This is a genomic window from Psychrobacter sp. NC44 (assembly GCF_904846655.1).
Taxonomy (GTDB): domain Bacteria; phylum Pseudomonadota; class Gammaproteobacteria; order Pseudomonadales; family Moraxellaceae; genus Psychrobacter.
This window is the reverse complement of sequence record NZ_CAJHBN010000006.1, coordinates 27,176-42,204: the sequence shown is the minus strand read 5'-3', so window position 1 is coordinate 42,204 and position 15,029 is coordinate 27,176. Positions and strand designations below refer to the sequence as shown.

General features: G+C 43.3%; 16 protein-coding genes. 1 reads left to right on the top strand and 15 read right to left on the bottom strand.

Features of this window, described 5'->3' with window-relative positions; translation table 11 throughout:
• Window positions 1–57: 57 nt before the first annotated feature.
• From JMX95_RS06095 to JMX95_RS06085, 3 genes are all read right to left on the bottom strand, one after another.
• Window positions 58–744, bottom strand: coding sequence for a response regulator transcription factor (locus JMX95_RS06095; protein WP_055125098.1), 687 nt, complete (start codon window positions 742–744; stop codon window positions 58–60).
• 40 nt (window positions 745–784) lie between these two features.
• Window positions 785–2,497 carry a phosphoethanolamine transferase gene (locus JMX95_RS06090; protein ID WP_201560313.1) on the bottom strand — a complete coding sequence of 571 codons (1,713 nt, stop codon included), beginning with the start codon at window positions 2,495–2,497 and terminating at the stop codon, window positions 785–787.
• A gap of 398 nt (window positions 2,498–2,895) precedes the next feature.
• The gene (locus tag JMX95_RS06085; RefSeq protein ID WP_055125096.1) at window positions 2,896–3,336 is read right to left on the bottom strand and encodes a CopD family protein; all 441 of its coding nucleotides are present in this window, start codon (window positions 3,334–3,336) and stop codon (window positions 2,896–2,898) included.
• A 63-nt stretch (window positions 3,337–3,399) separates the two neighbouring features.
• On the opposite strand from JMX95_RS06085, the gene JMX95_RS06080 reads away from it, so the two are divergent.
• Entirely contained in the window at window positions 3,400–3,879 is a 480-nt protein-coding gene (locus JMX95_RS06080; RefSeq protein WP_201560312.1) for a hemerythrin domain-containing protein, read from the top strand.
• Window positions 3,880–3,903: 24 nt separating this feature from the next.
• Here JMX95_RS06080 and modA read toward each other — a convergent pair whose 3' ends face one another.
• The 12 genes from modA to narH all read right to left on the bottom strand — a co-directional run bounded on the left by modA (window position 3,904) and on the right by narH (window position 14,939).
• On the bottom strand, window positions 3,904–4,740 hold the full coding sequence (gene modA / locus JMX95_RS06075; protein ID WP_227675989.1) for a molybdate ABC transporter substrate-binding protein: 837 nt from the start codon (window positions 4,738–4,740) through the stop codon (window positions 3,904–3,906).
• A 100-nt stretch (window positions 4,741–4,840) separates the two neighbouring features.
• Window positions 4,841–5,332 (bottom strand): molybdenum cofactor biosynthesis protein MoaE, encoded by a 492-nt coding sequence (locus JMX95_RS06070; RefSeq protein WP_201560310.1) that lies wholly within the window; start codon window positions 5,330–5,332, stop codon window positions 4,841–4,843.
• Window positions 5,333–5,391: 59 nt separating this feature from the next.
• The gene (locus JMX95_RS06065; protein ID WP_201560309.1) at window positions 5,392–5,682 is read right to left on the bottom strand and encodes a MoaD/ThiS family protein; all 291 of its coding nucleotides are present in this window, start codon (window positions 5,680–5,682) and stop codon (window positions 5,392–5,394) included.
• A 52-nt stretch (window positions 5,683–5,734) separates the two neighbouring features.
• The gene (moaC, locus tag JMX95_RS06060) at window positions 5,735–6,253 is read right to left on the bottom strand and encodes a cyclic pyranopterin monophosphate synthase MoaC (RefSeq protein ID WP_201560308.1); all 519 of its coding nucleotides are present in this window, start codon (window positions 6,251–6,253) and stop codon (window positions 5,735–5,737) included.
• A gap of 61 nt (window positions 6,254–6,314) precedes the next feature.
• The gene (locus JMX95_RS06055; protein WP_201560307.1) at window positions 6,315–7,100 is read right to left on the bottom strand and encodes a molybdenum cofactor guanylyltransferase; all 786 of its coding nucleotides are present in this window, start codon (window positions 7,098–7,100) and stop codon (window positions 6,315–6,317) included.
• 3 nt (window positions 7,101–7,103) lie between these two features.
• The gene (moaB, locus tag JMX95_RS06050) at window positions 7,104–7,634 is read right to left on the bottom strand and encodes a molybdenum cofactor biosynthesis protein B (RefSeq protein ID WP_201560306.1); all 531 of its coding nucleotides are present in this window, start codon (window positions 7,632–7,634) and stop codon (window positions 7,104–7,106) included.
• Window positions 7,635–7,700: 66 nt separating this feature from the next.
• Window positions 7,701–8,816 (bottom strand): GTP 3',8-cyclase MoaA, encoded by a 1,116-nt coding sequence (gene moaA, locus JMX95_RS06045; RefSeq protein ID WP_201560305.1) that lies wholly within the window; start codon window positions 8,814–8,816, stop codon window positions 7,701–7,703.
• A gap of 334 nt (window positions 8,817–9,150) precedes the next feature.
• Window positions 9,151–10,446 carry a gephyrin-like molybdotransferase Glp gene (glp, locus tag JMX95_RS06040; protein WP_201560304.1) on the bottom strand — a complete coding sequence of 432 codons (1,296 nt, stop codon included), beginning with the start codon at window positions 10,444–10,446 and terminating at the stop codon, window positions 9,151–9,153.
• 144 nt (window positions 10,447–10,590) lie between these two features.
• Entirely contained in the window at window positions 10,591–11,490 is a 900-nt protein-coding gene (locus JMX95_RS06035) for a peptidylprolyl isomerase (RefSeq protein ID WP_413469113.1), read from the bottom strand.
• Between the two features lie 314 nt (window positions 11,491–11,804).
• A complete protein-coding gene (gene narI, locus JMX95_RS06030) occupies window positions 11,805–12,530 on the bottom strand; it encodes a respiratory nitrate reductase subunit gamma (protein ID WP_045447153.1) in 726 nt (241 codons plus the stop codon).
• A 14-nt stretch (window positions 12,531–12,544) separates the two neighbouring features.
• Window positions 12,545–13,399 carry a nitrate reductase molybdenum cofactor assembly chaperone gene (gene narJ / locus JMX95_RS06025; protein WP_193008696.1) on the bottom strand — a complete coding sequence of 285 codons (855 nt, stop codon included), beginning with the start codon at window positions 13,397–13,399 and terminating at the stop codon, window positions 12,545–12,547.
• 1 nt (window position 13,400) lies between these two features.
• Window positions 13,401–14,939, bottom strand: coding sequence for a nitrate reductase subunit beta (gene narH / locus JMX95_RS06020; RefSeq protein WP_201560302.1), 1,539 nt, complete (start codon window positions 14,937–14,939; stop codon window positions 13,401–13,403).
• Window positions 14,940–15,029 lie beyond the last annotated feature (90 nt).

Here is a 15,029-nt window from a genome sequence, read left to right as displayed (position 1 = left end):
GTGAAAGACGATATGAAAGACGTTGAGAGTCAAATAAGGACATCAGACGATGGTTTTTTAGGCTTTATCTGGATCGATAATCTGGTAACCGACACCGGGCAACGTGACTATCATGATTTTATCGAACGGCTTATCTACCTGCGCACGGACCCCATGCATGTGAGTGCGCAGTGCATCACTGCTTGGTATGTCTTCGCCCCATACTTTTTCTTCCAGCTCGGTTTTGCTAACCACGCGCGGCGCCGCACTCATCAAGGTATGTAGTATTTTGAAGCCTGTTGGTGTGAGTTTTAGCGACTTGCCTTCACGTGTAATCGTATGCTCACTATGGTTTAAAGACAATGTGCCAACGGTTAAACCATGCTCAAAATGATCATCTTTATGCCGGCGTATGAGAGCCTTAATACGAGATTCTAATTCCACCAATGAGAAAGGCTTAACCAGATAATCGTCAGCGCCACTATCGAATCCTGCCACTTTATCTAAAATCGTATCGCGAGCGGTCAGCATCAATACTGGCGTTTTGTCATGCAGCTCTTCCCTGAGCTTTTTGCACAGTTTAGTGCCATCCATGCCCGGCAGCATGACATCTAACAAGATGACGTCATATCGATTATTCGATGCGAGCGCTAAGCCACTAATGCCATTATGGGCATTGTCTAGCTCAAAGCCTTTCGGCTCAAAAAAAGCATAAATATTGGCGACGATATCGGGATTGTCTTCAATGATGAGTATCTTGTACATGAGTATTATTACCTAAAAAGGCGGAGCGATGATAAAGAATTCAATTATCCACTTTAAAAAAGGTGGGTGCTGCTTTGGTTTCGTCAGTGGTGATACCAAAGAACTGAAGCAAGGTTGGCGTAATAAAATCATGTGATACGGGCTGATCAATCATGTTAGCTAGGCTACTGTTAGCAATAGTGCTGCTATCAATGCCGTTCCCAGTCGGTGACCAAATAATCACTGGCACGTGCTTTTGTGCATTTGGCGCAATAGCATATGGCAGACCATGCAAGTAAATATTGTTTTCGCCCAAACTTTCTCCATGATCACTAATATATACCATCATCACCTCATAATCTTGCTCATAGGGTTTTAAGGTATCGATCACGCTATTTAAAAAATAATCTGTATAACGAATGGCATTGTCATAACCATTGATAACCGATTGGTTGTCGCATTTTGATAGCTCATTGGTCATACAGACGGGCTGATATTCTGCAAAATCTTTAGGGTAACGCTTAAAATAGGCCGGTCCATGATTGCCCATTTGATGCAGCAAAATAAGTGTGTCTTTAGGTGTCTCTTTCTGTGAGCTGCCTGACTTAACCAGTTTATCAAAATCATTAAGCATGCCTATGTCTCGACACTCAATATCACAATCTGGATTGAGCGCGGCTGTTTTATAATCCTCAAAAGTTACGCGGTCAGCCACCCCTTTGGCGCTAGAGTTATTGTCTCGCCAAATGACATTGACGCCTTGTTTATGTAGCGTATCAAGCACGTTTTCATTATAGTTGGCGCTATCAGGATCATAAGTTTTTCTATTGGCGTAGCTAAACATGCAGGGTACTGAATAGGCGGTGGATGTGCCGCATGACGAGGCGTCTTTAAAACTATAGATGTCTGATTGTTTTGAAAGCAAAGGCGTGGTGTTGCGCTCATAACCGTTTAAGCCAATATGGTCAGCGCGGACGGTTTCTCCTACTACAAATACCATCAACTTAGGTTTTACAGCGCTGTTGCTAGTGTTAAAAGAAATGCTGCGTTTTGCATCTGTGGCATGAGGGATTAGTGTATCGGGACGACGGCGCTCAGCGATATAATCAGTACCCAGTTTGATAACAGAGTAAACAGGAGTAATAGGATTGACATAACTACGGACTATTTTGTGCTGGCGAAAAAAGCTGGCGTATTGGTCACCAAATGGCACCAGACACACCGCTATCAATACGATAGGTAATAATAGGGTGACTGATTTTTGAAGGGTTGCTTGTTGCCAAGACAATCGCTTTAGACGAATGTTACCAATCATGAAAGCAGGCACTATACCTAATAGAAACAGGCGAATAAATAGACTGGGTGCCATTAATCCCATGGCTTCTGCTTGATCGGTTTGTAAGCCGTTAATGAGCATATCACGATTAAATATCGTCCCGTAGGCGTCGGTAAAGTAACCACAGATAGCTGCAATCAGCACCATTACGATAAGCACTACTTTTGCCGTTGAGCGATGACACAGCAGTGATAACACCAACCATATCAGCCCAAATAATAAGCCTATGATGGAAAAAATAAAGCCCGTGTTTGTGCTCAATGGATAAACGCTGAGTACTTGCTCAAAAAAGCCAATATTCGCCGTCGCTACTAAGTACAGAGCAACAACTATGATCAGATGATTGAGATTGATCTCACGATCATAGAGTTTGCTTAGGAAGCGGATTTTTTTATTAGCTTTGGGCGCATCGATTTTGGCGGCTTGAGATATTGACATACAAGTACTTCTCAACAGGATGGTAAGGAGTGTAATGCCTTACAGTAACAAGTACGCTGTTAAGAAGATGTTAAGGTGGTTAAATTCAATAATATATTAGGGCATATTAGGGTCTGTTGAACATTCACAAATAGGCACTGCTGATTGATCAAATCGTTTCAGACAAGGCGCAAATTGAAGATAATGCTCGTGCCTTAGCTAGACTTGTAACACAGTATGAAGCGATTTTAACATCAGCTCAAAGAGACAGGACTCTTTTTTGCCGCTTCGTCATTAAAAACATCCGCTTAGAACGACTAAACTAGATATTTTTAATCTAAAATCGACTAAAAAATAGTCACTGTCAGTGCCGTGGTCGAATGTTCAACAGACCCTAATAACCTAAACGATGACACGTCCTAATTTAAACCTGTGCGAAAGAGCGTGCCAACGACAACAAAGGCGACAGAAAACAAAGTGACTAATATGATATTGATTGAAAATCCTTTCAGGGTGTGAATAGACAATCTGGGTATTCGATAAAAACGAGCGTGCAGGGCAACCAGAACAGTCATTAGCAATAATAGTAATTTAAGACTAATAAGAATACTAAAATCATTATCAAGTTTAAACCATGCAGCAATGTTGGGTAATAGCTGGTAGGCCATCCAAAGTCCAGTGATTATTTGCAGCATCAAAGCTGGCATCCCAACCCTTTCAAACAGCTGCTCAAACTGCATCAGACCATCAATATTTCGGGATGATAGTGCTTTTGGTAATACCACCAAGGTCAAAATCAGATGACCACCTGTCCAGACAGTAGCGCCTAACAAGTGTAGTATGAGTATATAGTTAAGCATAGATAACAATCCTTAAATGCCACTGACATAGGGCTTTATGTCGATTAACTGAGGTACTTAATCATGAAACGCGCCGCACAATTACAACCATTATCTCGTCAACATCATCTAGGTCTGAATCTATCTCGCCATGCTAAAGAGTGTGCTGATGAACCTAACGCAATTGCCGAGCATTGGCTAAATATCACGTCTTATATTAACGAGATGCAACAGCATTTTCAGATTGAAGACAATCTAATGGCTCATGCCTTACAGCCTCATAGCAGCTCCAAACCTGAGGTGGCATCGGTACTAAATACACTTGATGCGCAGCACAAGTCCCTGCATGCACTCATGGCAGAGGTTCAAGATTTGCCACAATCTCAAAGCAATCACGTCACCGTTGGACAAGTCAAAAAACTCGCCACCTTGCTATACGATCATATTCGTTTTGAAGAACGAGAATTATTTCCTATCGTTGAGCGCTATCTGACAACAGAAGAATTAGAGGCTATTTATGATGCCAGTCCAGACAGTATCAAACGCTGCGATGAGAACCGCTAGAGCACGTTTTTTATCAAAGTTGTCTTACTCTATAGCGAGATATCCTGCGTCAGAAAAATACTGTTGTCCAGCAGGCGAGCGCAGATAGTTTGAAAAATCGGTCGCGGCAGTAGTATCACTAATCACCAACCCGTCTTGCAAAATAGGGGGATAAGCGTCTGACGCTAACGTATAGAACTGCTCAGGCGTGGCTTTAATCGCTGTCAGTTGTGATTGAGCGACAAAGCCATAATCGACATTACCAGTGTGCGCATATTGAAACGCTTGCCCGATATTTTCAGCTTGAATAATGCGACTTTGCTCAGTGAGCGTGTCAAAGATATTTTGCGTTTGTAGATAGGCTTGTGCCGACTTGCCATAAGGAGCGAGTTCTGGATTGGCAATGGTGATTTTGCTATCAGATTCAGACATCAATAATGCATTTAAAGTAGTCGTATTGAGTCCTTTAAGGGATTTGTTAACACTATAAAGTGCCAGCTGACCTTGGGTATAAGTAAAGGGCTCGTGGGTTGCTTCGTCAGCAGATTTTGCGTTATCTAGTTTTTCTTTGGCAAGTTTGGCAGGGAATTCTTGATTGGCGGATAAAAATATATCGTAGGGTGCGCCAGAGGTAATCTGCGCATATAACTTACCTGAAGAGGCATAAGTCACGTCAATCGCTTGTGCAGGCAAATTCTTATCCATTTTATAACCCGCAATAATCTCAGGCAATACATCTGATAAGTTAGCAGCCGCTGCGATGCGCAGTGTTCGACTTTGCTTAGTAGTGTTGTCGGTGTCCGCTTGAATAGGCTGAGTGGTTTGCTCTTTGCTACAAGCGGTGAGCGTTAACACTAAGCAAGCTGATGATATTGTTATCATTTTAATCATTATTATAAAACCTTCTTATTATTGCTCGCCATTATCGCTCACTGTTATTGCTAAAGAGCTATCGCTTTGAGTATTCATTTGAAGCGCATTATTACCCATTATTACTAAGCCACTTAGAGGAATCATCTTGGTAATATTCTTGCTTCCAAACTGGAATGTCGGCTTTAATAGTATCTAATATCCAGCGACAAGCATCAAAGGCAGGATAGCGATGGGCGGAAACCACGCCAACCCAAATAGCGACATCACCAATCTCTAATGCACCGATACGATGGATGGCAATGGCATGGGTAATCTCAAAGCGCTTTTTGGCCTCTTCGATAATGACGCGACCTTGATTGATGGCAAGATCTTCGTAGCCATAATAGGTCAAACGATTGACGCTACTGGCATTATTGTGATTGCGTACCCGTCCTTCAAAGCAGACAAACGCACCGCAACTGTCATTATCAAGGGTGCTTTTAAGCCGACTTTCATCAATATCGGTATCTAACAGCGCAAAACCATCACGTTCAGCGATGAGGTATGCCTCATCAATGGTACGTTTAATGCTCATCGATTGACCGTGTACATTGTCTGTCATAACTATTTTCTCTTATTGTTTTTAAGATTCTTAGTGATACAGATGATAGTTAAATGGTTTTAACCACCAGCCACTGGCGTGATAAAAACCACACTATCACCCTCATAAATCTCATCTGTCCATTTGGCAAAATAGTCGTTTACTGCCACGCGTAGCTCCGACTGCGGACGACTGAAGCGATGTTTTTGGCGTAGTTGTTCGTACAGTTCGGTCAATGAAGTTGACTGTGGCACCGTGATTTTTTCTTCATGACAATCGGCTTCATCAGCTAAGCTGGCAAAGTATAAAATATTGATATTCATCGTGGTGTCTAACTTAGAATTTGTATTGCTTTCTATTAAAGTGCTCATAGCAATCTCCCTTATTTATGAACTGCTTAACTTTATAGTTTTCAAATTACTTTCAGGCATGTTGATAGTTGGATTTACCGCCGGTTTTTTTCATGAGATGGATATTATCAATCACAATGTCATGCGAGATGGCTTTGGTCATGTCATAAATGGTCAAGCAAGCGACACTGACAGCGGTTAATGCTTCCATTTCTACCCCAGTTTTATGGGTGACTTTGACGGTAGCGGTCACAGTGATACTGTTTTGGGCATCGTTATATTCAAAGCTTAAGCTGATTTTATCTAAGGGCAGAGGATGGCAAAGTGGAATCAGGTCATGGGTGCGTTTGGCAGCCATAATGCCAGCGATATGAGCAGTCTGAGTGATGCTGCCTTTTTTGGTCATACCGTCAGCGGCTTTGATTTGCGTATAAATGTCTGCAGGAAAAACCACTTGTCCGCTTGCATGTGCTTCTCTGGTGCTAGCCGTTTTGCCACTCACATCAACCATGGTGATATCACCGTCGCTATCTAAATGGGATAAGCCAGATTGATTGTTTTTTTTATTGTTGTTTACTTGGTCGCTATTCATTTTTCATTTCTCTTAAATGGTCCGTTTTTATCAGATGGTCAGCTTCTCTCAATAAACCTTTTTATAAGTCGTTTAAAGCTAAACAGGCATGCTCAAAATCTTTAGGCGTATTAAAATTGGTCAAATACTGCCAATCTCTTGCGAAAGGGACGGGCTGCACAAGCGGTTTAATAAACTTCATCACTTGCCGCTGCTCATCGTCAATATAATGCTTCAAATCAGGCTCCATATCCAAGCGGTATAGACCTAACAATGGATATAAATGACTGTCATCGGTCAGGCAAATAACAGTTTTGTCAGGATTTTTCGTCATATAAGGTTGCAGTTTTTGCCATAAATCGGTGACAGGAATCAAGCTATCACAGCTAATAACCAGCAGCCAAGAGGATTGTATGTCTGGCATTTCGGTTAGTTCAGGCGCATTTGCTAATATCTTCAATGACTGCAGTGCTGCTTCAATCGCTACCAACGCGCCGCCGGTTTCAATCGGTTTATTATGACTACTAGAAAGTTCATTGCTAGAGATATTGTTAACCGAAATATTATTAACCGAAAGATAGTCAGCAATATGAAAAATTGGCGACTGCGGGTTTTTTTCGATCAAATCGTGATTGACTGTAAAGTTAAGCCCATTATCCGCAATCATGATAGGTAGATTGCTCATCATCGCGGCACTTAATTCAAGCGCCTGCCTAACATGATAATCAAGCAAACGCTCACCTGTTGGCAAGATAAGCTCAGCTTTTGGCGTTCCCATACGTTTGGAGGCGCCACCTGCCAAGATAACGATACCTGCTAAATGATTGTATTCATCTGTTTGGATTAAGCTATCCGCCACCTCAAGCATGAATCAATCATGACCTGGATTGGTGCGCATAAAGTGCGGCACAAAGTTACAAGGACGCGTGCGGCTGTCGAGCTGCTCTTGTAAGATACCTTCCCACGCAGTGCGGCAAGCGCCTGATGAGCCGGGTAAGCAAAAAATGCCCGTGCCATTTGCCATGCCAGCCACAGCGCGAGATTGGATGGTAGACATGCCGATATCGTCTTTTGAGATTAAGCGGAACATCTCACCAAAACCATCGACCGATTTATCAAACAATACGCCAACCGCCTCTGGCATGCTGTCTCTAATATAAAAGCCAGTACCGCCAGTGGTGATAATAGCGTGCACATCTGGGTCGGCAATCCAACCGCTGATGACGGCTCTGATTTTATAAATATCATCAATAATCAGCTGACGATCAGCCAGCTGATGACCTGCTGTGGTCAGTTGGTCAACCAAATACTGCCCTGAGGTATCTTCTGCAAGAGTACGACTATCAGAAACCGTTAAGATGGCGATATTAAGCGGGGTAAAGGGTGCTTGCAGCTTACTCATGAATAATCCTTAATAAATACGCTTGTTATGGAAATAGAAGTTTTTATTATTGGTAAATTATTGATTTTATCCACCAATCATCGACAAATTATTCATCATGCCGCTGTTTGATTCGTGAAGATGATGATGTTCAGGTTTGATTGGCATAAAGCTATGGAGGATATTAACAAGTCCTGCCACATCATCTTGCTCTAGATACTGACGAATATCGTAATTACCTTGGTCAAATAGGCATAAATGTACTTTGCCTTGACTGCTAACCCGTAAGCGATTGCAGCTATCACAAAAATGAGCAGCATAAGGGGCAATCATGCCAATACGCCCTTGATAATCTGGATGGCTGTATTCTATCGCTGGTCCATCGTTGCTACCACGTATATGAGTTTGCCAGCCATTTTTTAATAAGTAATTGGTAATAATATCGGACTGTGCATGCTGCGCAAAAAATAAATCGCTATTATCACTGGTCTGCATAAATTCAATAAAGCGATAAGTGACCGCTCTGTTTTTGATATATTCGATAGCATTCATCAAATTTTCAAAAGCAGTCTCAGCCATTAAAATACTGTTTATCTTTAGCTTAATATCTGTGGTCGCAAGCAAAGTATCCATATCAGCCAAGAGCTGTGGCAACATATCAAAGCCAGTCATTTTATGGAAGGTCGCGGCATCAAAGCTGTCCATACTGATATTAAGCTGATTCAGCCCAGCGGCTTGCCAGTTAGCTAAGTGCTTACCAAGCTTATACCCATTACTGGTCATGGCAACCGTTTCAATGCCTTCGGTATTTTTGATGGTTTTAATAATATCTACCACATCACGGCGTATAGAGGGTTCACCGCCAGTAATCCTGACTTTTTTGGTGCCAACTTCGGCAAAGCCGCGGATTAACGTGGCAATTTCAGTGACGCTAAGCTCGTTTTGTGGGGGTTTGCCTTGATAGCCATCTGGCAGGCAATACTCACAGCGGAAATTACAGAAATCAGTAATCGATAGACGCAAATAGGTGAGACGTCGTGCGAAACCATCGGTTAACGGTTGAGAGAGCGTGACCGGAAAATACGTCGACGTGCTAGCAGCTTTCGTTGCAACGTTCGATGATGAGTCACCACCAAAAATAACGGGTGCAGCGGCAGGCGCATACAATTGCGCATTACCTACGGTAGGGGCAAGATGGTTCATAGATGATTACCATTAATATTAAGTATAGTGTGTACTTTTAGGCGTTGCCTCAGGTTGTGAGTGGGAAATTCTATTTAGGTATGATTATGACAGTTTACACGCAAATAACCATTCACCGTAAGTGACCCAAAAACTACCACTAAAGTAGTAGATGCTACTTGGTTGTGATTTTTAAAATCAACATACGCCCCAAGCAGTTTCTCATGATTCATGGCTAATCAACAGTATAAAGAATGATTAACTGTGTAACGCTTGATACCATTGATTAGCCATGCAGCTTTTTAGCTATACCGTTATTAATGATTCAATTATTTAGATGTTGTTTAGCTATTATTCAGCTATGCAACCAAGGGAAAGGTTGCACTTTTACGGTTTCACCAGCGGCTACATTGCCAGAATCTTGTGCTAAGACAATAAAACAATTGGCGTGGCTAAGCTGTTTGATACGGTGCGATTGTTGCTTGCTAAAGCTCTCAACATGAAATTCGCCAGCGTCATTCTGCGACACAATTCCTCTTTGGAAATCCATCCGTCCTGCTGATTTTTTAATATCGTTTTTAAGCGTTGCGGTTAGGCTTAACTGCATGGGTCGCTCTTGTGGCGCAGCGCCTGCCATTTGCCACAAGGCTGGGATCACAAATTGTAGGCTACCAACGATGGTCGATAGCGGATTGCCGGGTAAGCCAAAATATAGCACGGGCTTGGCAAGATCTTTAGTCAGCTCGCCAAAGACAAACGGCTTACCGGGTTTCATGGCGACTTTATAATGATTAATTTGCCCAAGCTGCTCAATGACGGTGGTTAAAAAATCATAATCGCCAACCGATACGCCAGCCGTAGAGATAAGCACGTCGCACTCTTGCATCGCTTGGGTTACGGCAGCAATTGTTTTGTCTAAATCATCAGCAATGATGCCATAATCACGAATAGTGATAGGCAAATCAGCGAGTAAGCTTTTCAAAGTAGGGGTGTTGGAGTTATAGATTTGCGCCAAGCTGGTCAGCTCATTGCCTATCGCCACCAGTTCATCACCCGTTGCCAGTACCCCAACGATTAAAGGTTGATATACCTTTATTTTATCAAAGCCTAAATTAGCCAGTAAACTGATATCAGCAGGATTTAAGCGCTTACCTGTTAATAAAACCGCTTCGCCAGTTTCAATCTCTTCGCCTTGCTTGCGGATATTGTCATCAGGTTTAGCGTCTTGACTGAGGGTAATAGCATAAGGCTGTGATTTATCAATGCTGTCTTTTATGGCGGCAAAGTTGGTGTTTTCTTGCATAATGACCGTATCACAGCTGTCAGGAACGACCGCACCGGTAAAAATACGCACCCCTTGTCCTGCTGAAATGTCGCTACTATAAGGACTGCCTGCTTGTGATTCACCCACGATATCAATCGTGCTGTCTGCTGAGAGTATGCTGTCTTTAGCGATCGCATAACCATCCATCGCCGATAGATTTTGTCTTGGTATGGCAAAAGGCGAGACAATATCTTCTGCCAATATATGATGACGGCTGTCTAATAAGTCGTAGCTTTCGACCACTCTTTTGTGTAGCGGATAGTCGTTAGTATTATAAGCTTCTATACGCTGCTGTATTTCAGAGATAAGTCCTGCAACCGTAATCATAAACGTCTACTCATTTTATTAATATTGAACTGTGTTATTGATATTGAACGACACATAGCATAAAAAGGGTGTTGTATCACAAGAACCTTTATACCATAGCAGCTACTTTATAACATAAGAATTAAGTGACCGACAGCGGACTGCTTAGCCGCGGAATATATTCTCTTGCTCAAGCGTCATCTCGATACCTTGGATATCAGCCTCATGCGCTAAGGTAAACAAGTAGTCGCATAATGATTGGTGAAAGGCTTGTTGGCTCAATTTATTATGGATTGCAGGGCTGACTTGCTCATAAGTCATCTGTATCCCAGGTTCTTTATTGAGCACCTCAACGATGTGAAAACCGTAACGGCTTTCGATAGGGCTTGGTGCAAGTCCTTTATCGAGCTTAAACAATACACCTTCAAATTCTGGTACGGTTTGACCTTTGCTAATTACACCCAATTCGCCGCCTTGCTCTTTTGAAGGGCAAGCCGAATGCTGGCGTGCTAACTGGATAAACTCGGCATCAGGATTGGCGTTATTTTTGATTTGTTCGATAAACTCGTACGCGGTCTTTTTGAGCTTTAAGCGCTCATCACCATCTTCAGGCGGGCATGCCAATAAAATATGGCGTACGGTCATAATGGGGTCAGTCTTAAAGTCAGTCATATTCTGCTTATAATAGCGCTCACAAGTTGCCATATCTGGCATCGTTGCTTGAACGTTTTTGTCTATTAAAGTAGAGATAGCTTGCTCTTCGTCGTTTTCCCACGCCGCTTCACCAAGACTTGGCTCATCTAAAACCGCCAGTCTGAGTAATTCGCGCACAACCAGCGCTTGTGTCGCTAAAAAGACGGCACCTTCTTTGTTTTCTGCTGGATGATATTGCAGCTCTTGGGCGATATTGGTTCTATCTATCATCACCCCATTGACCGTCACTGAAGGCAGCTCATCACGGCTAGAGGCAATCAGGTTTTTATGGTTGCTGCGCTCTTCTGCCATTGCTTTTTCGATGAACTCTTGGTCAGAATGCGGTTTTTGCAAATCAGATAAGGTTGGCATTACTCTAAGAATATCATCACCGCGACCAGTAGGGGTGTGATCGGCATGACTGTGACTGTGACTGTGACTGTGACTGTGATTGTCATTATCATGGCTGTGATGATTGCCACTATGCACATGAGCGTTTTGGTTGGTCGCATGGTCGGCTGGATTGTAGGTACTGACAGTCATGGCTTTGCTCCACTAAGGATTCTGGTAATAGAAATTCTAAAATATAGGGCGTGTTGATTCATCGTTAAAGGTAGGGTAAAGAGCAGTATCTAGGTGAGGATAGGGTCAAAAACGCCGTTCCATTTAGATACTGCTCTATAGCCTTACTGAGAGTTCTTTTGTCTGACAATTTGATAGCGACGCCCGAAATACCAAATTGGTGCGCTAATGATATGAATAAGCCGTGTAAACGGAAATATCGCAATCAGGGTGATGCCGAGCGCCATATGCAGCTGATAAATTAAGTCAGTTTGCTCAATGCGCGCCGCTGCCTGCAAAGGTCTTAAAATTGTGATGTCCTGTGCCCAGCCTGCCAAATTCATCATGGTATAGCCATCTAAATGCTTCACTGACGTAAAGATGGAAAGCAGACCCAAGTTTAGCTGGATAAATAACAGCACCAGTACCAGCTTGTCTGAGAACGATGAGGTGTTTGAGATACGGTCATCGGTAAAGCGTCGCCACATGAGCATGACTAAGCCAAACCAACAAAACACCCCTGCGATACCCCCAACGACCACCGCTAAAATCTGCTTATGTCCGGCGCTGATAAAGCGATCATAAAGAAAATGCGGCGTCAACATGCCAAATAAATGACCGAGGAGCACCACGATAATGCCAACGTGGAATAAGTTGCTGGCAAGGCGCATGTTTTTGCTTCTGAGCATCTGCGTCGAGCCCGTCTTCCATGAATACTGAGATAAATCAAAACGTACCCAAGTACCAATAATAGCGATGGTCAATGCCACATACGGATAAACGCCAAAAAGGAAAATTTGTAGCCAGTTTAGGTTGGCTAAAGACTGCACACTAGGATCTGCGATATTCATGTCCTTTCTCCTTATTATGATTTAACCGGTTGGTTGGTTTTAAAATCTACCCAGTGCACTGGAGCATCGACCGCATTTGTAGCAGAGGCATTTTTTATACCAGCTTTTGCTGCAAGATTTTGGGTACTTGTTTTTGACGAGCAACGCTCTTCTTGTTGCGCATCTAAAAACGTCACCACTTCTTCTTCCCATTCTTTGTCTAATGCCTCAAAGCTGTCATCACGCTTCTCTTTGCTGATTTTTTCTTGATACTCTTCAACGATATCGAGCGGTTTACCAGCGATTTGTAATAGCGCATTGAAGCAGCCTTTATACAAGCTACCGCGACCCTCTAATCTGGCGGCAAGCAAAGCGAGGATATGGCTCACATCAGCGATATCCATACGAATTTGAATGTCGTCTTCAATAATGGTTGCTTGATACGCTAAAAATTCGAGATATAAAGGCAGATAATCAGGCAGCTCTTTGACGCTAATCTCAAAGCCCGCTTCTTGATATTGACCCATCAAATCAACCATCGCTTGACCACGGTCGCGCGATTCGCCATGTACATGCTCAAACAACCACAATGATAAAGAACGACCACGCTCAAACAGACCGTCATAACGCGCTTGCGCCTCAAGAGAGCCGGTATCGATTAAATCTTCAATCAAGTCGATGATTTGCGCACGTACTTCTGGGCTAATCAGTGTTGATTTGGCGACAATCTCTGTGCAATCGGCAAGCGTATCGCCGAGAAACAGCTCATTACTTGGATAATCGATAAGTAGACTGAGTACCTTGAGTAGTTTTAAGTCTGAATGGCCGATGGTTGGTTGGGTAATTGGCTCATGCACTGAAGTGCTGTTATTAAGTTGAGTAGTTTGCATCTTATGACTCCCACTTTTGGACAGTATCGATAAAATCGCGGCGATTGGTTTTGCGTTGTCCAAACATGCTATTGTCCGAATGTCCTGAACAGCCTTCGCCAAAGGTGAATCCGCAACCATTACGCTCAGCGAATGCGTCACTCAATGCTTCTTCACGATGCGCCGTTGGAATCACAAAGCGATCTTCGTAGTTGGCGATAGCCAAGTAGCGGTACATCTCTTCCACTTGCAGCTTGGTCAAACCCACATCATCCAAGATACTTTGGACTTCTTGTTTTTCAACCAATTGCATACGCTTGTAGCTACGCATAGCAAGTAGGCGCTTCAATGCTAGACGAACTGGCTCTTCATCGCCTGCGGTAAGCATGTTTGCTAAATAGCGCAGTGGAATACGTAAACTGTCGACATCTGGAATCAAGCCATCCATACCGACTTTGCCTGCTTCAGCAGCATTTTGAATCGGTGATAATGGCGGTACATACCAAACCATCGGTAGCGTGCGGTATTCAGGGTGTAGCGGTAGCGCAAGTTTCCAATCCATCGCTAGTTTATAAACTGGTGAGCGCTGGGCTGAATCAATGACCGATTGCGGTACACCGTCTTTTAATGCTTGAGCGATAACAGCAGGGTCGTTTGGATCTAAAAATACGTCTAGCTGTGCTTGATAAAGGTCTTGCTCGTTAGGTGTGCTTGCTGCTTCAGCGATTTTGTCCGCGTCATAAAGCAGTACGCCCAAGTAGCGGATACGACCAACACAGGTTTCTGAACAAACGGTTGGCAAGCCGGCTTCAATACGGGGATAACAGAAGATGCATTTTTCAGATTTCCCCGACTTCCAGTTGTAGTAAATCTTTTTATACGGGCAGCCTGAGATACACATGCGCCAGCCGCGACATTTTTCTTGGTCAATCAAGACAATGCCGTCTTCTTCACGCTTATAAATCGCGCCACTTGGGCATGACGCCACACAAGTAGGGTTCAAGCAATGCTCGCACAGACGTGGCAAATACATCATAAAGGTGTTTTCGTACTCGCCATAAATCTCCGCTTGAATGTTGTCAAAGTTCTTATCTTTGCGACGTTCTTCAAACTCTGAGCCGAGGATTTCTTCCCAGTTAGGACCCCATTCAATCTTTTGCATACGCTTGCCAGTGATGGCTGAGCGCGGGCGGGCGATAGGTTGATGGTTGCTGATAGGGGCGGTATGTAGATGCTGATAATCGAAATCAAACGGCTCGTAATAGTCATCAATCTCTGGCAGGTCAGGGTTAGCAAAGATATTGGCGAGTACTCTGAACTTACCGCCGATACGCGGATTGATAGTGCCATTGGCATTGCGTATCCAACCGCCTTTCCATTTGGTTTGGTTTTCCCACTCTTTGGGGTAGCCGATACCGGGTTTTGATTCAACGTTGTTAAACCACGCATACTCCATACCTTCACGGCTGGTCCAGACGTTTTTACAGGTGACTGAGCAGGTGTGACAACCGATACATTTATCAAGGTTAAGCACCATGCCGACTTGCGAACGAATTTTCATGGATCTGTGCTCCAAATAATAGTAAAAAAGCAACTTTATGTTCTTCCTAGATATCCTGAAATCAGGATATTTTTTCGATAGAAGAAACAG